The organism is Cupriavidus sp. Met-2, assembly GCF_049843575.1.
GTDB classification, from domain to species: Bacteria; Pseudomonadota; Gammaproteobacteria; order Burkholderiales; family Burkholderiaceae; genus Cupriavidus; species Cupriavidus metallidurans.
This window is the reverse complement of record NZ_JBBHZL010000016.1, coordinates 38,250-57,017: the sequence shown is the minus strand read 5'-3', so window position 1 is coordinate 57,017 and position 18,768 is coordinate 38,250. Positions and strand designations below refer to the sequence as shown.

The window sequence follows — 18,768 nt, the reverse complement described above, 5'->3', positions numbered from 1 at the left end:
AGGACAACGTCATGTGGTTTCGCAACCTTTCAATCAACAAGCTTGGAGCGTTCAGGCTGAATGCCACCGAGTTGTCGCAGGCGCTCGCGAAGCACGCGTTTCATCCGGGTACCAGCCTTGAAATGCAGACCATCGGCTGGGCCGCTCCGCGCGAAAACGGCGAGCTTGTACACGCAGTGGAGCGCCAAATGCTGCTGACACTACGTACCGAGAAGAAGCTGTTGCCGGCGAGCGTCGTCAATCAGGTCACGAAAGCCCGTGCGGCAGAAGTCGAAGAGCAGCAAGGCTTCAAGCCAGGCCGCAAGCAACTCAAGGAGCTGAAGGAACAAATCACGGAAGAACTGCTGCCGCGCGCTTTCAGCATCCGCAGTGATACCCGTGTCTGGATCGATCCGGTCAACGGTTGGCTAGTGATCGACGCCGCCTCCGCCGCCAAAGCCGACGAGGTCAGGGGCATGCTCTTCAAAGCGGTGGACTCCCTGCATCTGACTACGTTGCAAGTCAATGTGTCGCCGGTTGCTGCTATGACGGAATGGCTCAGCGGTGACGAGGCACCTGGAGGCTTCACGATTGATCAAGATATCGAGCTGCAGTCGTCGGCAGAAAGCAAGCCTACCGTGCGCTATGCACGACACCCGGTGGACGTGGACGACGTCGGCCGTCACATTGCTGCGGGGAAACGCTGTACCAAGCTGGCGATGACATGGAATGACCGCGTTTCTTTTGTGCTGACTGAAGCGCTGATCGTCAAACGCGTGGCGCCGCTGGACGTGCTGAAGGAAGGGAAGACGCAGACAGAAACCGCCGACGAGGCTTTCGATGGCGACTTTCTTTTGATGGCCGGCGAACTGAATGGCTTGCTTGGTGACCTGGTGGAGGCACTCGGCGGCGCACGGGTGCCAGAGGGGGCGAGCACGGAAAACCCGGCTCACAGTGGCGATGGTGTGGCGGGGAAAGGTCGGCCGCACAGTCAAGAACGCACTGTGGAGCAACTGGCAGTGCCGGAGCCCGCATGATGATTGCGGACGGGAGTGATGGGACGCCCGTGGTAACACCGAAGTCTATCAACGCGTGAGGTGGGAATATGAGTGAGAAGGAAACAACCCCCGAACTGGCGATCAGCGCAGCCGAAGCCGAACGACGCATTGAAGGACGCTGGGAGGCGTCCTTTGATGAGATGGATGAACAGACTGCCCGCGAGTGGGCGCGACTGGATGTGGAAGATTTCGGCAAGATCAACGACAAGAACCTTGCACGCTTTGCCGCCGTCACGATCACCGACAACATGAAGAACCCGGCCTACAAGGCTGAATTTGAGCGCGCGGGTGTGCAGGCTGTAGCGAACATTCATGCACTGAAAGCGGCCGATGACGCCTTGGTCGCGGAGAAGGAAGAGCGCAAGGCGCGTGAGTCCCAGGCCATGCGTAAAGAACGCCAAGAGCGCGCGATGACCTGGACGCCAGAAGAGGCGGCTGCTCAAGTGCAGAGCGATGTAGTGGACTATGCCAGCGCGCTGTATGACCAACTCACGAATTTGAGGCCCGTGTCGCGCTACGAAACGGACTACCGGCTCAACGATATGGCTGAGTATGCCAAGTCAAGCCCAGCTTATCGTGAAGCGTTGGAGAAAGCTGTCCCAGACTTGGCAAAGGAAGTCGCCCAGCGAAATACGATGGCCGAACAACTGGCGGTCACAGGGACGTATGTGGGCAAGGTCACGGCACTGAGTGGCACCCATTTGGAGCAGAAGGTCGGGCGAGATCCGCGTGATGTCATGGTCCACGATAGGCGAGCGTTGAGCGGGGACGACGCGGCGCTTGGCAACGTTGTGACGATCAGCTACGAGATGGGCAAAGGGCGGTTGCGCAATCACGATCTGGCTGTCGAGCAGCGGGGGATGGGACGTTGATCCCTTTCGCCATTTTGATGTGTTTTAGATTCGGGGGGAATGATGTCGAAGGACAATACTGGTGGTGAAGTCGCAATGATGGAGGCGCTTGCGTCGGGCGACATCGATTCGGCAAAGGCGCTGTTGGCCGAGCACAAGATCCCGGCCACGGTGCGGGATTGGACACGTTCCAACATGTCGCCGCTGGCGTATGCAGTACGCCGCAACGACGCGGAGTTCGCTGCCGAGTTGATTGCGGGTGGCGCCGACGTGAATGCATTCGCGTTTGGAGACATCCCCTTGGTCGCGCTGGCGAACGCAGAGTGTGCTGAACACCTTGTGCGGGCGGGCGCCGACGTGAATGCGTCGATCAGGCGGGATTCCAGCGCGCTTGGCCTGGTGCAGGGCGCCTCCGCGCTCATCCGTGCGGCACACCGCAACGATGGCGCATTGGTCGCAAAGCTCATTGAGTTGGGCGCGGACACTCGTGCGGTTGATCGCTTTGGCAGGACTGCGCTTCACTACGCCGCACGTAGCAATGGTGAGGCTGCCAAGCAGCTTGTCGCGGCCGGCGCGGACCTCATGGCGGCCGATCAATTCGGTAAGACGCCGAGCGACTATGGACTGGCCAGCAGTGCGCCAGCGCGGACGTCCGAGACGCGGACCCGCACGAATGCTGCAGTTCGCGCTGCCCTTGGGGCAGAAGCCCCTGCGGAGGAGGACCTCCTGCAAGCGCTCGACGGGTTCGAGTACGCGGTGGGAGACAAATTGTCTTTGGACCACGGCGAATTCCTGTACCTGGATGGCAAAGACAGTTTGGGCAAGGGCATGAACTTTGCCGTGATTCCACGCACGATTGACCTTCCGGTGCACCGGTTCAGCGAGGAAGGGGAGTTGGAGTCCTACATGGCTGGCCAGGAACTCGTGACGCGCGAGCGCGACGCCGTGCGTGCGTTCTTCTTGATCAGCCAACTGCGCGACCGTCAGGCACACGAGCTGATTGCTGAGCCGCCAGAGAATGCCATCATCGGCATCCCCCGCACTGTCAGCAACAGTGCCATCGACTTGAACGAATACATCTCGCGCATTGAGAGCAGCGGTAGCCCGGCTGTTGGCGACGTTACACAAGACGGGCCGGATACGCTCCTTCGTGGCCGATATGTCCGTGATGGCGCAGGGCAGTACCGCCGCCTCGGCGAGGAACACATTGCCCTGGTGGATGATGGCGACAAGATCCGGTTCGCGGACAAGGAAATCGACACCTTCCAGGCAGCGAGTGAACTGGCTGATGCAAAAAATTGGCAAGGGATTGAGGTCACGGGCGAGGTGGAGTTTCGCGCTAAGGCCTGGTTTGCTGCACGGCTCGCAGGGTTGGATGTGCGGGGTTACGAGCCGACCAACAAGGATCTCGACCGCCTTGAAATCGCAGTGGGGCAGGGGCTATCGAGCTTGCTGGCAGACGCTCCCTCCCGTGTAACAGGGGGAATACCGTCACGGACGGACGCACCACCTCAGGAGATGACCCCGAATGGCAACACACTCTACCAGGTGCCGGAAAGCGGGACATTCGTAGGCAAAGTCATGGCTCTGAGCGCCGGTCACCTTGAGCAAAAAGTCGGACGCGACCCCCGTAACGTTGTCGTGCATGACCGTAGCGTTCTGAGCGGCGATGACGTGCAGGTCGGTCACCTGATCACGGTCAGCTATGAGCGAGGCAAGGGCCGGCTACAGAATCACGATCTGGCTGTTGAGCAGCGCGGAGTCGGGCGTTGATTTTGGGGTAACGGCTACGGTATGGCACGCGAAGCAGTCATCGCGCGTGCCAACTATGTACTCGTCCTGTATGATATGCAACATTATTTGATGTTATGCGCGTGGACTACCGAGCACAAGAATGATCCCGATTGAGGTTTTTGCTGCAAAAGATCCGTCCGGGGCGCTGCAGGGAATCATGATCACAGTCCCTGTGGGTTGCGGCCTGAAGCAAGCCGACACCCTCCGCATCCATGGAACGCAACTACTCGCCCTGGAGCGGCGCTCGATCCTTCCTATCGATCTGCCGAAGGTCGACGAAGAGACTCTGAAGGACTTGGTGGAGATGGCCAAACAGGGGCGCCCGCTAGCCATAGGCGAATTCACGGCGGTGGGCCTTGCCGACTGCTACTTGGTCACGCTCGAAGTTGCCGGCACGCAGGCTTCTGAGGTAGGCCTGTAATGGACCAGATTCAAGAGATTTCACCCGCGCCGGCCGATGCTGAGCCGGCGTTGCAGGCGAAGGAAGACGCGCGAGCGGCAGGGTATGCGCACCGCCTGGCGATTGCCAAGCGTTTTGGGGAGCGTGTGGAGGCCGGCGACGCCGTATTCATGAGCGGCGGGACCGTCGCCATGGAAATGCCCCATACCGTCAGCGCTGGTGAGCGACGGCCGATCACGGGCTTCAACCGGTGGATGTTGCTGCAGGTGATGCAGGATCGCGGATGGTCCGATTCGAGATTTTTCACAAGCCAGCAGATATCGGCCTCGGGTTGGAACTTGCGCGATAACGCGCAGCCAGTTGTTCTCCAGTTCGTGAACGCGACGGATAACACTGGGACGGCGCTGGCGGTCCCGGAGGTCAAACGGTTCGCCGTGTTCAATGCCGTGCACGTCGAAGGCGTACCTGCTTATGAACCCGCTCCGAAGCTCTCCAGCAAATCGCTGGAAGCTGCAATGGTGGCGGCGGACTTCGAGCCTGGCACAGAGATCCTCGAAGCGCTGGCGGATTGGGTAGATACCCAGTACCGCGAACTCGGCGGGCAAGATGGGCAAGCCGATCAAGCTTTGGCGCAGGCGCTGGCCATGTCGGCGGTGTTTTCCGAAATCGATTGGCAAGCGTCACCAAACATTTCCGCTCAAGTTGCGTTGCAGAAGCAAGTGGCGCGGTGGTCTAGCTCAGAGTGGGTGCGCGACACGGCCGCACTGATCGAGGCCGACCCATCGGCATTCTTTGATGCCGTACGCGTTTCAGAGCTTGTGGCATCCCAAGTCATTACCCAAACGCGCGTAGCGCAGCAGGAGCTGCAGATCGCAGACGAGGTTGCCGTAGCCCGCCAAGAAGAAATATCAGAACCACAGGCGGAGCAACTGGCACGGAGGCTACAAGGAACAGGCCTAAGCGAGGTCACGATGGAAGAAACTCAATCTGTTTCACCGCACAGCGGCAGTGACCGGCAAGCTGGCAATGTTGCTTACGGCGCGCGTCTGGAAGCCATGTTTGCGGAGCGCGAAGCGGTACTTGCCGTGCCATTTGAGGAAAAGGACCGTGCCAAGGAACTCGGGGCTGTTTGGTACAAGCCGCAGATGGTGTGGTTCGTGCCGAAGGGCTTGGACTTGGCCAAGTTCAAAGAGTGGGACCCGCGCGACCACTGCCTGGGTAAGACTGCTGCCGAGAGCGAGGTCATCAACAGCTTCCGAGCCGCAATGATGGACATGAATCTTAAGGTCCCCGACGACATTAAAGCGGATGGGAAATGGCATAACGTGCGCGCCTTCAGCAAGAAGGGACCGAATACAGCAGGCGCCTATCTTCTGGATCTCAAGGGAGGTCGCGATGGCACACCGATTGGCGCGATCAATGACAAGTACACGGGCGAGCAGCAGTCATGGAGGTTCGATGGCCCGCTGCTGACACCAGAGCAGAAGGCGCGCATGCGCGCCGAGGCCATGCGTCGAGCAGAGGAAGCCGACCGAGCGACGAAGCGAGCGCAGGCGGTTGCGGCGGAGCACGCCGCTGAGGTTGTTGCTCAAGGACAGCCGGCAGCCGGCCACGGGTACGTGATCAAGAAAGGGATTTCGACCGAAGGCCTGGTCCAGGTCTCGGGCAAGGTCTTGCTCGGATACGCAGAGTTCGTCGGCGAGAACGGCAAGTCGGCGATCCGTGAGGATCAAAACTATTTGATCGTGCCGATGCGCAACGCGGCGGGCGAGATCCGGGCGGTGCAGGCCATCAATGAGGATGGCACTGTCAAGTCGTTCATGCGCGGGGCGCAGAAGAAAGGAACGATGACGGTGCTGGGCGCGCCGTCTCTTGATGCCTTGTGCGCCCATGCTGTCGCATCGCCTGATCAAGCGGCCAGGGCAGCGCTGTTCGTGGAGGGCTTCGCTACCGGCGCATCGCTCAGGCAACCCACGGGCTTACCGGTGGTCGTTTGCTTTGACGCCGGTAATCTGGAAGCCGTGGCGGCCGAGGCTGCGCGCAAGTGGCCAGACAACATTGTGCCCATCATGGCTGTGGACAACGACCAGTTTCATGTGGAGCGCGCCCTCGGCTACTTGGCTAAAGACTTGGGCGTCAATCCGAATTCACAGCGCGGCAGCATGGTGGAAGTGCTCAGCGGCAAGAACTCCTCTCGCATGGTGTCGCTTGGCGATGCTGTGGCCGATGGCCAGTGGCACCAAGCGCCTCAAGGGCGCTATTGCATGTCGCTGGAGCGCGAGCCCGACTCTACGGAGGTGCGATCCATCTCGATTGAGGCTGTGACTCAAGAAGGGCAGCGCCCAGTCAGGCTTTCTTTTGGCAACCGGGGAGTAGAGGCCGGTCGCGCCGCGCTGGAGGCTTTCGCTGGGCCCGCGAAAGAGGGCGAACAAGAGCAAAGGACTTCACGAGCGGTCATGTTGGTGCCCGAGTTTAAGTCCCTTCAGGGGCGGCCGACTGACTGGAACGACTTGGCTGGGAGCGAGGGCGCTCAAGCGGTTTCCAGACAGGTTATGTCGGCGCTGGGGACTCCACAGCAGAGAGAGGTGCGAACGGTTGTTCAAAGCCCTGCGCGGGTCATGCAGCACACCAGCGGCGCGCTGGAACGGTAATGACACATAGGCGATGCGACCCACTCGCAAGCCCACGTGGAAAAAATCAGCCAACTTGAGGGTGACTATGGAAGCAAAATTTGAGACGGAGTTAGGCGTACGTCGTATGGCGCTGAGGAAAATTTTCAAGGCGCATTCTTTAGCAGAAAAGTTCGGAGGACCACGGGGTATTTGGCTGGGTGGAACGGGCTTGCTGGCTTTCACCACCATGTTTCTTTCGGCTGCCTGTGGAGTTTTGGGCATCGCCGTCTTTGCACTGCCATTGTTCGTGATTGCCGTGGGCATGGTCGGTATGCGGGGGACTAGCCATCGCGCATTCTGGGACAAGTTGTTTGAGCTACTGGAGGGATATGAGCCTCGTGCTCAGTGGGAGTATCAGCATTTGCAGGAGGTCGTGAAGGAGAATCGGTGGGATGAATTCAATGCCGCATTCCGGCAGTGGCACGCATCAGAACGCGTGTTCACTTTGCCGGCGCCTCCCCAGGCGAACAGTGGCGCGGCTCATCGCTTTGCGAGCAAGGCAATATCTCGCGAGCCGACTGTCATCGAGCCAGACGAGAAGTGGAAGGCTCACGCCTATCCATTACAGCAGGTTTCGATCTTTCTGCAGGGAACGCGGCACAGTGACAGGGCGAGCTTGGTCGATCTGCTTCAAACGGTGGTCGCCAGACTGCATGCGGGCGACATGGCGGGGACGGAGCATGACGACGACTTCGGATACAGCTTCAAGGTGGATCTGGCATCGAAGGGGCCGTCGTTCTTCGATGGCCCCTGCGGGAGCGCTTGAAAATCCGGAGCCTGACGTATGCGCAAAGAGAACGTTTTTTTGGTGACGGGCCGGCTTTCCGAGGGGACGGCGTCGGGCCGTGAGCCGCGTGGCGAGCTGATCCAGCGAATCGTGTGCGCCGCGAATGAGCCAGCGCTGCACGAGTTCTTGGAACAGTCGTTCCCGGGCTTCCTCGTGGTTGGCATGGTGAACCTGGCCGCCTTGGAGGATACAGCGCGGCAAATCAAGGCCGCTCTGGCTGGGACAGCCGGCGCGCTGCCAGTGTTCGTAGACCCCTCCATGTCTCATTGACGCAAAGGGCAACAAAATCTCACGCGTCTGGTGCTTCGGCCTGGCGTTCTACGCGCCTGCGTGCAATAATCGAAACTGTTAATTATGTGTTAATTAGGTGTTAATTGTGAGCGTCGGTGAGGGGTCCTATGGAGATGAGTGAGGCACGGCATTTGGGCGGTCGCCCCAGCTACATGAGCCCAACCGTCGGTAAGGACGGGGTATGGGGCTCTGCGGGCTCTCACGCGCTGCGTGGCGGCTTGCAGCGGCAGTCGCCCCGAGGGGTGATGGACTTGCTGAAGTCCATGGATGCCCATTCCATGGCCCAGGTTCTGCGCGAAACCAACTTCAAAGTCGATGAGAGGCTGGTGGCTCGTGGGCGTGCGGCGGTGTTTGAAAGCGTCAAAGCCGATCTACAGGCGGCATTGACGAAGGGCGTCGATGGATCTGGATTGCGCAAGGCAGAATCCGGAATCCGACGCGAGATGAATGGCCGGGAGGCGCAAGAAGCCGCCCGGCCACGTGTTGCAGCCGGGACAGACTTTGCCGGTGATCATCGTGCAGCGGAACTGATTCAATCCGTTCTGAAAGCCCCGATGGTGCGAGTCGCTACGCTCGGAGATCAGCCGCTCCCGCAGCGCGCCTCGCTGCAGATGGTTGCAGCGCAGGCGCTGCAAAAGGGCGTTCTTGGCTTCGGGTTCGATGGGCTGCCTGGCAAGTACGCTGTGCCGGCACCAATGGCCGATGTGGTTGAGCTGCATCGACAAGCGGCCATTGAAGTTGCTACGCAAACAACGCGTGCTGGCCTGCTCGCTTGGGCTTCTGGCACGAAAGTGACGGGGCTGAGTGAGTGGGTGCCAGACAGCGTCCAGCGACTACTGCACGGCAGCGTTTCACAGGACGCGGCCGAGATTGTCGTAAGTGGACTGACCAGTGGCAGCATTGCGCGCCATGCGCAGGAATACGGCCTCCACGGCGTAGCAAATCTGCTTGCAGCCAATGGTCTCGATCCCAATGCGCCGACTATTGGCGAACAGGCGCAAGAGATGGGGCTGCAAATCAAAGAGCCGGATCGCGAGCGTGGCCAGTATTTTGGGACAGTGGTCGCTCAGGACCACCGAGCGAGCCTGATCAAGGTCAAGCGCGATGAAGCAATTGAGCTTCCATTTGCGCAGATGCCGGGGGTTCGGCCGCGCATCGGCGAGGCGCTACGGCTCGGATTCAAAGCGGGAACGCTGAGCGTAAGTTCGAAATCCGTTGGCCTCGAAAGCAACGCGCGGTAGTTGCAAACGCTGCAAGCCAGTGAGGGGCGCGACTCGCTGGCTTCATCACTGAGGTGATTGCCTCATTCGATCGGTGCGCATCATTTATTCACAATTAATTAATAATGAAAATCGACCAGCAAGAACTCTCGTTGTATGTGCAGGCGATCAAATCGTCCTTTGAGAACGGCGATTTCTCGCAGTCAGACTGCCAACACCTGGCATACATGTTTGCCCAAGGCGGGCTGTACGGTTGCGTGCTGCAGCATGGCACTCTGCTGGACCTGCCGGCCAAAGCAGGCATCGCGAACTACATCAGGTTGATTCGCGAGAATCTCGAAGCCCCTGAGGTCGATGCGAACACCGATATCTCCTATGCGCTCAATCGCAAAGCTAATTACGTGAGCGCAGATCGCTTGCGGCCTGAGTTCGTCAAGGATTCGGACGTGTCTTTCAGAGAGTTCCTGACGAATCTCTTGAGCGGCATACAAGCGGATATTGTTGAACTCTCTGTTGAGGCAGAAGCACTGCCCACGGACAAAAAGGGTGATGCCCACTACGTGATTGGCATGTTGGAGGTGACTGCCCAAAACCTTGGAGCGGCTTTTGCCGGCCCTGCGGGCGCCTCCGATATGCCACCGAGCGAACTGACGCGCTTTTTCGAGGATAGCTGCCGCTTTGTCGCCTCGGTAAAGGGCGAGTTGCATCATTAATCAATGAACAAGGAGGGTGCGATGTCGGGGATGTTTGAACGCCTGCGTGCGGAAGCTGAGCGAGCGAGCGCAGCCAACAAGATGGCTCTGCTGCATACGAAAAGCCGTGGGAATCTGGATCTGGTGGACAAGTTCAGTGGCCGGGCGGCACAGCAGAGGATCCAGACTGGAGGGATCCTGGTGAGCGCCGGGTCATTCTTGGGAATGGCCGGCGTAGCCATGGCAAATCAAGCCGCCGCTATGGGCGCTTCTGGTCTGTTGGCGTCGGCTTCCACGGCGATGGCTGGGCTTGGCACCGTGGCTGTCGGAACTACTGTACTTCCCGCTGTAACGGTGGCGGCGTTGGGTGCATCGGTGGCAGGTTTGGCGGTGGTGGCGGCAAGCAAGCTGATGCGCGTCAACATGGATAAAGGATATGCGTTTGCCGATGCGCTCCAACAGGGGGATAAGGAGCAGTTGCAATCCCTGGGGAAAACAAACATCGGGCTCGGTGACTGGATCAAAGGGGCGCGGAGCCTGCTGGTCAACAGCTTCAAGCAGCAGAGCAATCTGGAAGCCAAACGCGATGTTCCCGCCGCAAAGACATATGACGCGGCGTTCGAGTACGAAATGGAGGATCTGTTTGGCGACGCCGAGGATTCCAGACTGGGCAAGCAGGGTCTGGTTGACCGGGTGGCGTCTGAGATTTGGGATAAGCATGGGATCGTCGTCACTGACGATAAGGTCCATGCTTGCCTCGGTAAGGCTCGTGGCAACGACTCCACTTACGGCAAGATCCTTGGGATCGACAAAGACCGAGGGCTTGTCATCCAGTCAATCGGCCGAGGTCAAGCCACGATTCACAATCTGAAGGACTTTGCCGTTGAACCCAAGCTGGGCGCGGAAATGATGGTTTCCTACCGATCCGGCCAGATGCTGAATACACCGGCAAAAGACATGTCACGCAGCGTCGGCAGCGATCTGGGTCGCTGAGATCATGTCCAAGGACAACGGCAACCTCGCAGCGGCTTCGCTGCAAATGGATCTGTTCAGCGAAGCGGCGCTGCAGCATGCGCAGCGCGTAGAGCAGCCGACAGCAGTCTTTGAAAAGCCGACGCAGCCTCAACAGGCTGAAGCAAAGGGAGGGCCTGCCGTTGCCGCCGCCGTGGAGACGGCGCCGGCCGTAGTCGGGGGCATTGCCGACGCTGGTGAGGAGTTAGTAGCCAATCGGCGCAATCGCGGCAAGGTGGCTACCACCTGGTCGGATCTTGAGGGGCTGAATGACACCCTGAAGGTAAAGGAAGCGGTAAAGGCCAATGTCTGGCTCAAGCCGGACTACCAACAGCTCATCGATGCCGGTATGCAGCCGATGGTTGCGCATATCTTCAAGCAAGTCTACGACAGCGTCGCCGCGAAGCCTGCGATCACCGCCACGAAGACTACCGATGCGCACCTGCAGACCTACATCAGCGGACTGCAGCGCATCGAGCAAGGCTTGATGAAGTGGACGCAGGACACGAACGCGCTCAAAGCCTGGGCCAATTCGAATATCCGTGTAGCAGGCGCCATGCTGGGGAAACAGGTAGCGCTGTCTGAACTCGGGCCGACCACGTCTCTGCTGGAGTATGTTTATCCGGACGGATGGCGTGCCCATCGGGATGAACTGCGGATTGTCGGGGGGAACAAGCTTCTCGGCGCCCTGCAGCCTGGGTACGAAGAGATCAAGCGCGCGGGCAAGGCTATCGATGCCGGTTGGCCGAACAAGCGAGAATCCTGGGAAGTTCAGGGATACAAGGTTCTTGAGCAGCCGAAGGTAAGCGTTGACCCCAATGAGTTCAGGTCCAGCAAGAAGTACTCGCTCTCGGTCGACCGCTACTACCTCGATACATTCAACACGGAGGAAGCCGCACAGGCAGCCGCAGCGGCCATTAAGCCTTTTGTACTGGTTGGCAAGCGTGGCTTTGTAGGCTCGTTCGACTCGCGCGAGTTGGCAGTTGAGGCGGCAAAGGGACGTTCTCGCGGCGGCAAAGACACGGAACGCCAACTGATCGAGAAGGGCTACAACGTCGTCGACGCTGAGCGCGTTGGCGTGAATCGGCGCATGGACGGCGAGGACATCAGCAGCGAACGGCTGATGGAAGAGTTTGGGCTGCGCGGTGTGAACTTCGGCAATTGGATGAAAACGCCTGCAGCGCGTGCCGAGGCTCAGATGCATCTGAACCATGCCTATGACGCCTTTCACGATCTGGCCGACATCCTGGAAGTGCCGCCGAAGGTATTGTCGTTGGGTGGCATGCTCGGGCTGGCCATCGGCGCGCAAGGGCATGGAGGCAGGAACGCAGCGCACTTCGTGCCAGGTGTGAACGAAATCAACCTGACCCGTACCACTGGTGCCGGCGCCCTCGCGCACGAGTGGGCGCACGCCGTCGATCACTACTTCGCCCGACAGGCGGGGCTCGATACGGCTGAAGAGCCCTACCTTAGCGAGCATGCTCTCTTAGGCGACACGAAGACCCGGCATGAACTGGTCGGAGGGAAGTTCGTGGCCGTTGCCTCGCCGCGCTTTGGCGAAGTTCGCTCAGAGATCGTTGGGGCCTTCAAGGGGCTGGTACAGACGATGACCAAGCGCCCCCAGACCGTGGAAGAAGCGCAGGCCGTTGATGCGGCCTATCAGCAGCGGCTGGAGAAGAATGTTACTGGATGGCTTGCCTCGATTGGCCGCGACTTCAAGGGGCAAGAGGCTGAGTTCGGTGTGCTGGCTGAGCGCGTGCGCAGCGGCGATTTTGGTGGTGAAAGGGTCGCGGTTGGTCGAAGCACTTTGCTGCATCCGGTCGTGCTGGAGATGCGAGACCTCTACAAGGCCCAGCATGGCCGTGTCTACTCGATTGAGCAACTCAAGGGTCTGCAGAGCAATCTCGACTCACTGGCTTTTCGGCGAGAGAAGGCCGAACACCAGCAGGCGATGGCTGCGGACGCGGAGGTGGTTCCCGAGCGCCGACAGGTCAGCACCGACTACGCGTTGAATGCGGCCAGGCTGGACAAGGACAAGGGCGGAAAGGTCTACTGGTCCACGAAGTGCGAGCTGTTCGCACGTGCCTTTGACTCGTTCGTCGCGGACAAGTTGGAGGCGAAGCAAGCCAAGAATAGCTACCTCTCCTTCGGCGTACGGGAAACGGAAACCGTGCCCGTTGGAACGGAACGAGATGCCATTCACTCGGCCTTCGATAGCCTCATCGGCGAGTTTGTCGTACGCGAGTCGGAGCTAGGACCGGCATTGTTTTCGGTCGGGCCGGAGCGGGGTTCGACGCTACCACTACCCGAGATCCACGCGGAGATCGAGCGTCTGCGCGGCGCGTGGAAAGGTATGCCGCCCGTGCTGGTCATAGGTAAGCCCGCCGACTTGCCGTTCGATGTGTCGCCCTATGCTGATGGCGTGTACCACGATGGCAAGGTCTACGTGGTGGCGGGAAACATCGGCGACATGCGACAGTTGCAGAAGGTGATGGCGCACGAATGCATCATGCACCATAGCCTGGAGGAGATGCTGGGGAACTATGGCTTTGCCAAACTTCACCACGGCGTCCAATCACTCATCGCAAAGGGCGACGAGACGGTATGTGCGATTGCCGAGAACGTGAGATCACGTTACGGCGTCCTTCCTCCTGATATGCAGACCAAGGAAATTGTGGCCAGGGCAGGGGAGCAGTGTTTGGATGAACAGGGCAATGTCCGTGTCCAGTACGGATTCATGAAGGGAGTGTTTGCGGGCGTGAGCGGCTGGCTGCGCGATCACGGCATCTCAGTGCCTTTCACCAATGTCGAGCTGCAAGGCATTCTGCACAAGAGCGCCGAGTGGGCAAAGGACGGCCCTTTGCTTGGCGCCGGCCGTCGTGAGCAGTCGCTGCAGGAAAAGGTTGTGGGCAAGCTGAGCGGTCTCTTTATCGGAAAGATTGTGGGCGTCGGCGATGGGGTGGTGACGCAAAAGATCGGCCGAGCCGGCGAGGCTGTCGTGCACTCCATGGCGGATCTTTCCCGGCCAGTAGAAGTCGGCGAGATTGCAGAGATCGCCTACCAGGATGGCAAAGGTGTCGTGCGGGAGCAAGACCGTGGCCAGGTGCGCGGCGTTGATCGCTGAATGCAGCGCACCGCAAATTTCAATGTTTAAGAACCAGAAGAAGAGGCGGCCATGATCGACGGCTACTACATCAAGAGAATCGGGCAGAACCGTGGAGCGCCCAGAGTTTGGCTGGATCGTCAGACGGAGCGGGCCGGCTTTGAGCCTGGCCAGCGCTATGACGTTGTCGTGCAGGGACGCACAGTCGTACTGCAGGCGAATCCTGACGGGAGCCGCGTTGTATCCAGCAAGAAGGATGGCGAGAAGACCAATCCGGTCATCGACTTGAATTCACGCGAGCTGCTCGCGTTGTTCGATGGCATGAGTTCGATTCGCGTTGCAGTACAGCATGGGAAAATTTTCCTGTTGCCGCTCGCATCCGAACTGAAAAAGCAGGAACGCTTCGGCCGGCTACGCGAGAAGCTTGAGGCGGGTGATCCGTTGGCCGTGGGGAGTCTATCGCACGGTGGCGGGATTTTGTCCCATGCGATCCATTCGGGCCTGAAGGCCTCCGGTGTTGATAACAGATTGGCCTTTGCGAACGAGATTCGTGAGGAGCTACTGGAGCATGCAGCCGTCCACAACGACGCATGGGACGAGAACACCGTGCCGTTCGCTGCACCCTTGCAGGAGCTTGCCTTTGATGAGCGCGGTGTTGCGCAGATTCCGAAGGTCGAGATCCTTGAAATGGGATTGCCTTGCAGCGGCGAATCGCGTGCTGGGAAGGCCAAGCGCGGGCTGAGCAGCGGCGAAGCGCACCCCGATGTCGGGCACCTGGTTGTAGGCGCGTTGGTCATCTTGAGCAAGGCGAATCCGGCAGCCGTTGTTTTCGAGCAAGTGCCTACCTACGCCACCAGCGCGAGCGCCAATATTCTGCGGAACCAACTGCGTGACATGGGGTACGTCTGTCACGAGCGCTTGCTTCGCGGCAGCGAATGGGGCGCCCTTGAAGATCGAACTCGTTGGTGCATGGTCGCAGTGAGCGAAGGCATTGAGTTCGATTTCGATCAGCTTCAGCCGCCTGGCCGTGGCCAGCAGAAACTGGGGGATATCCTTGACAATGTTCCTGCGGATCACTCATCTTGGTCGACGATGGCGGGTCTCCGGGCAAAGGAAATCCGCGACCGGGAAAATGGGAAGAATTTTGCAATGCAGATCTTCGACGCCGACAGCGATCACGTTGGCACCATTACCAAGGGCTATGCCAAGGTGAGATCGACAGATCCTAAATTGCGTCACCCCACTGACCCGACTTTGCTTAGACAGTTGCGTCCAGCGGAACATGCGCGCGCAAAAAAAATTCCAGAGCATCTTGTGGAAGGAGTCTCTGCGACGATAGCCCATGAGATCCTCGGACAAAGCATCGTGTACCCGCCGTTTGTCGGCGTAGGGAAGCACCTGGGCGAGTCGCTCGAATCAGTGGTTCCTGGCCGACGGCCAGCGCGAAAATCGGCCGTGATCGTCAATGACGATGACGCGCCACTCTCGGCAGAGGTGCGAATTGCCGCGCTCGCTGCGGAGGTGGTTGCGGAGTTGAAGAAGCCCAACATGCAGGCCAGCACCTATTTCGGACGGATCGTCGCGGCTGATCGCGACGTGTTCATCATGGATGTTGGCCGACAGTCAGGCATTGTGCTGGAGCGTGAGGCGCTGGATCGAGCGCCCAAACTGGGTGAGAACGTTCGCGTGGTGTGCCGGGAAGGCAGGGCTGTTGTCGAGGCGCAGGCGAAGCCCGTGCAAATGGCACTGGGCCTGTAGCCTGGGCATCGAGCGGGGGCTGTACTCCGGCCAATTGCTGGGCGTAGACCGCTGAAGTCGGTCCTTCACGAGGCTCGCAGAAATGGGTACGGAAGCGGCTCTCTCGGTCGATGAGTGCAAAAGAGCAGTCATCGAGTTTTGCCAAAGGTACCCAATTGCGCTCACAATTGGGTACGTGATCAGAGACAAGCAGGAGGATGCCCTTGGAATCCCAGAAGCCACAAAAGAATGCGTCGGCACCATTGCAGGAGCCTACTTTCCTGCAAGACGTCGAGTCGCCCTCGCAGTTTCCAACATTCGTGGTACGCAAGACGTTGAACGAACGCTGCGACACGAACTCCTCGGGCACCTTGGAATCAATTCTTTCTCGGCAACTGACAAGCGAGCCCTACTCGCCGGGATCGCAGAGGCCCGAGAGCAGCCAGGCTTAATTGATCTGTGGCGTGATGCGGAGGACGAGTATCCGCATGAGCCTGTCGGGAGACAGGCTGAAGAGGTGTTTGCCTCCGCCTGCGAGTTCATTTCGCCTGAGTGGTACCGCCGCGCGCCGGCTGGACAGGCAGCCTTCGCAGACGTGTGTGTGAGCCGCAAGCGCCCGATGTCGCTGCAGGACCTGGTGGACATTGCCGCGCTGGTAGCGGATGGACTGCACCGGGGCGAGCGGCAACAACAAATATTCCCAGTCCGAGACAACGATCAGTTCTGCGACGGCTCGTATGTTGGTCCCATCTTGAAGATCGATGGTCCGGTCGCTTTGCAGCGCATCAATCGGCAAGGGGAAGTAGTGAGGCACAGCCTTGTCGCCCTCTCCGGGACGGTCGAAGCGGGCAAGTTGGTTGAGATCAGCTACAGGGATGGCCTCGGGCGCGTCAGCACGCCGGGCCCAGCTCGCGAAGTAGAGCGGTGATGGCGCCGGATCCTTGTGGGAAGTTTTTGGTACGCTCCTCACATCAGTACGCGCATTCGTTACCGCCATGATCCGCAGGCAAACCACAACGATATCGCTCGCAGACGTTTCCCCCATGCTGGCCGAGCGTCGCACGGCGCTGCCGCGCACCGGCGTTTGGTCCTTCGAGCCGAAAATGGACGGCTACCGCATGCTGGCCACGCGCGACGCGCTGAGAACGCGCGGCGGCGCGGATGCGACGCGCTGGTTTCCGGAGCTTGTTCGCGCCCTGTCTGCCCTTCCTGCTGGCCACCACATCATTGACGGCGAGGTCTGCGTTCTGGATAGCGTCGGCCGGTCGGATTTCAACCGTCTTCACGAGCGAGCCTTGCGGCGGGGCTGGTATGCCGGCGCCGACCCAGTGGTGCTTTGTGCGTTCGACCTGCTGGTGCATGCTGGTGTCGACATTCGCTCCCTGCCAATCGAGGCACGAAAAGAGCGCCTGCGGGACTTGGTGGCTGGCGTGCCGGGTGTTTTGCTGGTTACGGGCACTGACGACGGCGCCTGGCTATGGGGCCACGTCGAAGCGCTCAAGCTCGAAGGCATAGTGGCCAAGCGTGCGGGCAGTGTCTACGTTGCCGGCCCCTCGCGTGACTGGCTGAAAGTGAAGCGCACGGGAGCCACGCCGGCAGGGAAATTCCATAGGCCTGAATGAAAGAGGAGGGCGCACGTGCGCGTCCTACGAGGCATTGGTGCCTTCGGTCGTTCCCCCGCCTGCTGGATGCTGTATATTTATACAGTATTCTGAGCGAGCAATGGGAAACACGAAATCTGCTGCCGGTTGCCAATTTCCGGCACCGCCACTCATCAATCGTCCAACTGTCCGGCAGGCTGCGAAGCGCCTGTTGGTGGCGCTTGAGCGCCTGAGCGATGGTATGGAGGCGCCTGGCTTCCACGGCTGGGAGAACGGCAATGGAGACCAGGTGGGCGACGAAGTCGAGGAGGCGCGGCACGAACTGGAGGTGCTGCTGGCCGAGACTCCCCGTGCGAGCCAGCTTTTGACTGGGGCGGATTTTGACCCGAGCGCCTTTGAAGCCGTGTGGAGGTCTGATGCTGTCCAGCTAGCCGGCAGAGACTATGGGTTTCGTGGGATCGCGGAAGCCATTTGGGCGGCGGCGTTTTGTCAGGCGCAGGAGCCTCTTGGCGCCACGCCTACTCGCGTGGACGACACTTCTCGGCCATAAACAGTGGAAGCCGCCCGGCGCGCAATCCGAAATGGACAAGCAAAAGCCCCGCAATCGCGGGGCCGGCCTCTACTTTTGCAGCAAAAGTGGGCGGGGCAATGCACTGCAAACTATAGGTGGATTTTTCCGAAGTCACTTGATGTAAAGTGTTAATTCGGTGTTAAAGAAATGGACGGATACTCGTCCGCAACGTAGCATTATTTATTTGCCATCAGTTTGGAGATACAGATGCAGCTCGACCTGTTCGGCGCCACACGAGAAGAGGCGACTCAGGACACGGCACCGCCCGTTCTAGCCCAAGAGGGAACGTGGCGTCCCCCTGAAGCTCTGGCCTTCGATGCCGCCTTGCGTAGTGGATCGCTGATCAACGTCGTTGCGATACTGAACAAGCTCAAGACCGAAGCTGCGGCCAAGGTTCTTCTCGCATCGGGGTTCGCGGTCACTACGATGAAAGACCGGGCCCAACTCATGAAGGATGTGCAGCCGCAACTGATGGCGGCAGTGCGCCTCAAAGTGACTGGATCCGAACTGCACGAACATCGCCGCCAAGGGCAGCAGCCCCAACAAACCGCCCTTGATGTGCCGGAATCTGGTACATTAATTAATAACATTGACAACACACAGGACCCGGCTGGGAGCCATGATCATGGAAGCACTCTACAAACGCGAGCTGTACGGGGAGACGACGGCCCTCAAGATCGAGGTAATGGGATCGACGGCGGTCTCCATCGCGAATCGCTGGGCGATGGGTTGGCCGGATCGAGTGGTCTCGCTGCTGGTGGCGAACCAGTACCTGGGCAAGCTGACCGAGCAGACCGATCTGGAGAAGGACGTACTGGCGAACGAGACGGACAACACGCATCTGTCGCGCAACGAAATTCTGACGATGCACGGCATCCAGCAGGAGCCACCGGAAGTGAATCGCCCGGTGGACTGAGCGCACCGGCCACGGGTGCCCAACCACCCTCCGCTCAAACCGCTAACAACGGCATAGCCCTACTGCGCCAAATCGAAGAGGCCTG

General features: G+C 59.6%; 15 protein-coding genes and 1 pseudogene. All 16 read left to right on the top strand.

What is annotated here, in order from left to right; translation table 11 throughout:
* Window positions 1-11: 11 nt before the first annotated feature.
* Window positions 12-926 (top strand): annotated as a pseudogene (locus tag WD006_RS26475) (recombination-associated protein RdgC); the annotation flags it as partial.
* Between the two features lie 158 nt (window positions 927-1,084).
* Window positions 1,085-1,909, top strand: a complete 825-nt coding sequence (locus tag WD006_RS26470; protein WP_024569710.1) for a KfrB domain-containing protein — start codon at window positions 1,085-1,087, stop codon at window positions 1,907-1,909.
* 39 nt (window positions 1,910-1,948) lie between these two features.
* On the top strand, window positions 1,949-3,661 hold the full coding sequence (locus WD006_RS26465; protein ID WP_080672768.1) for an ankyrin repeat domain-containing protein: 1,713 nt from the start codon (window positions 1,949-1,951) through the stop codon (window positions 3,659-3,661).
* Window positions 3,662-3,782: 121 nt separating this feature from the next.
* The gene (locus WD006_RS26460; protein WP_024569712.1) at window positions 3,783-4,103 is read left to right on the top strand and encodes a hypothetical protein; all 321 of its coding nucleotides are present in this window, start codon (window positions 3,783-3,785) and stop codon (window positions 4,101-4,103) included.
* Complete coding sequence (locus WD006_RS26455; protein WP_024569713.1) at window positions 4,103-6,733, top strand: DUF5710 domain-containing protein; 2,631 nt, start codon at window positions 4,103-4,105, stop codon at window positions 6,731-6,733. The genes WD006_RS26460 and WD006_RS26455 overlap by 1 nt, the downstream gene beginning before the upstream one ends.
* A gap of 67 nt (window positions 6,734-6,800) precedes the next feature.
* On the top strand, window positions 6,801-7,520 hold the full coding sequence (locus tag WD006_RS26450) for a hypothetical protein (protein WP_024569714.1): 720 nt from the start codon (window positions 6,801-6,803) through the stop codon (window positions 7,518-7,520).
* Window positions 7,521-7,538: 18 nt separating this feature from the next.
* Window positions 7,539-7,811: a hypothetical protein gene (locus tag WD006_RS26445; protein WP_024569715.1), complete on the top strand. Its 273-nt coding sequence runs from the start codon at window positions 7,539-7,541 to the stop codon at window positions 7,809-7,811.
* Window positions 7,812-8,077: 266 nt separating this feature from the next.
* Window positions 8,078-9,073: a hypothetical protein gene (locus tag WD006_RS26440; RefSeq protein WP_024569716.1), complete on the top strand. Its 996-nt coding sequence runs from the start codon at window positions 8,078-8,080 to the stop codon at window positions 9,071-9,073.
* Between the two features lie 104 nt (window positions 9,074-9,177).
* Entirely contained in the window at window positions 9,178-9,765 is a 588-nt protein-coding gene (locus tag WD006_RS26435) for a hypothetical protein (protein WP_024569717.1), read from the top strand.
* Between the two features lie 3 nt (window positions 9,766-9,768).
* The gene (locus WD006_RS26430; RefSeq protein WP_035835047.1) at window positions 9,769-10,737 is read left to right on the top strand and encodes a KfrB domain-containing protein; all 969 of its coding nucleotides are present in this window, start codon (window positions 9,769-9,771) and stop codon (window positions 10,735-10,737) included.
* Between the two features lie 4 nt (window positions 10,738-10,741).
* A complete protein-coding gene (locus WD006_RS26425) occupies window positions 10,742-13,879 on the top strand; it encodes an LPD1 domain-containing protein (RefSeq protein ID WP_060784993.1) in 3,138 nt (1,045 codons plus the stop codon).
* A 51-nt stretch (window positions 13,880-13,930) separates the two neighbouring features.
* Entirely contained in the window at window positions 13,931-15,616 is a 1,686-nt protein-coding gene (locus tag WD006_RS26420; protein ID WP_029700459.1) for a DNA cytosine methyltransferase, read from the top strand.
* Window positions 15,617-15,698: 82 nt separating this feature from the next.
* Complete coding sequence (locus WD006_RS26415; RefSeq protein WP_024570532.1) at window positions 15,699-16,523, top strand: KfrB domain-containing protein; 825 nt, start codon at window positions 15,699-15,701, stop codon at window positions 16,521-16,523.
* A gap of 115 nt (window positions 16,524-16,638) precedes the next feature.
* Window positions 16,639-17,217 (top strand): hypothetical protein, encoded by a 579-nt coding sequence (locus tag WD006_RS26410; RefSeq protein WP_024570533.1) that lies wholly within the window; start codon window positions 16,639-16,641, stop codon window positions 17,215-17,217.
* A 100-nt stretch (window positions 17,218-17,317) separates the two neighbouring features.
* The gene (locus tag WD006_RS26405; protein WP_152536358.1) at window positions 17,318-17,746 is read left to right on the top strand and encodes a hypothetical protein; all 429 of its coding nucleotides are present in this window, start codon (window positions 17,318-17,320) and stop codon (window positions 17,744-17,746) included.
* 646 nt (window positions 17,747-18,392) lie between these two features.
* Window positions 18,393-18,683: a hypothetical protein gene (locus WD006_RS26400; protein WP_160171262.1), complete on the top strand. Its 291-nt coding sequence runs from the start codon at window positions 18,393-18,395 to the stop codon at window positions 18,681-18,683.
* Window positions 18,684-18,768 lie beyond the last annotated feature (85 nt).

Bases quoted from the DNA above. Each gene is read 5' to 3' on its own strand.
- WD006_RS26405 (WP_152536358.1), top strand. From the start codon at position 17,318: ATGGGAAACACGAAATCTGCTGCCGGTTGCCAATTTCCGGCACCGCCA.
- WD006_RS26430 (WP_035835047.1), top strand. From the start codon at position 9,769: ATGAACAAGGAGGGTGCGATGTCGGGGATGTTTGAACGCCTGCGTGCG.
- WD006_RS26460 (WP_024569712.1), top strand. From the start codon at position 3,783: ATGATCCCGATTGAGGTTTTTGCTGCAAAAGATCCGTCCGGGGCGCTG.
- WD006_RS26440 (WP_024569716.1), top strand. From the start codon at position 8,078: ATGGACTTGCTGAAGTCCATGGATGCCCATTCCATGGCCCAGGTTCTG.
- WD006_RS26450 (WP_024569714.1), top strand. From the start codon at position 6,801: ATGGAAGCAAAATTTGAGACGGAGTTAGGCGTACGTCGTATGGCGCTG.
- WD006_RS26455 (WP_024569713.1), top strand. From the start codon at position 4,103: ATGGACCAGATTCAAGAGATTTCACCCGCGCCGGCCGATGCTGAGCCG.
- WD006_RS26470 (WP_024569710.1), top strand. From the start codon at position 1,085: ATGAGTGAGAAGGAAACAACCCCCGAACTGGCGATCAGCGCAGCCGAA.
- WD006_RS26410 (WP_024570533.1), top strand. From the start codon at position 16,639: ATGCTGGCCGAGCGTCGCACGGCGCTGCCGCGCACCGGCGTTTGGTCC.
- WD006_RS26445 (WP_024569715.1), top strand. From the start codon at position 7,539: ATGCGCAAAGAGAACGTTTTTTTGGTGACGGGCCGGCTTTCCGAGGGG.
- WD006_RS26400 (WP_160171262.1), top strand. From the start codon at position 18,393: ATGGAAGCACTCTACAAACGCGAGCTGTACGGGGAGACGACGGCCCTC.
- WD006_RS26415 (WP_024570532.1), top strand. From the start codon at position 15,699: ATGGGTACGGAAGCGGCTCTCTCGGTCGATGAGTGCAAAAGAGCAGTC.
- WD006_RS26420 (WP_029700459.1), top strand. From the start codon at position 13,931: ATGATCGACGGCTACTACATCAAGAGAATCGGGCAGAACCGTGGAGCG.
- WD006_RS26465 (WP_080672768.1), top strand. From the start codon at position 1,949: ATGATGTCGAAGGACAATACTGGTGGTGAAGTCGCAATGATGGAGGCG.
- WD006_RS26435 (WP_024569717.1), top strand. From the start codon at position 9,178: ATGAAAATCGACCAGCAAGAACTCTCGTTGTATGTGCAGGCGATCAAA.
- WD006_RS26425 (WP_060784993.1), top strand. From the start codon at position 10,742: ATGTCCAAGGACAACGGCAACCTCGCAGCGGCTTCGCTGCAAATGGAT.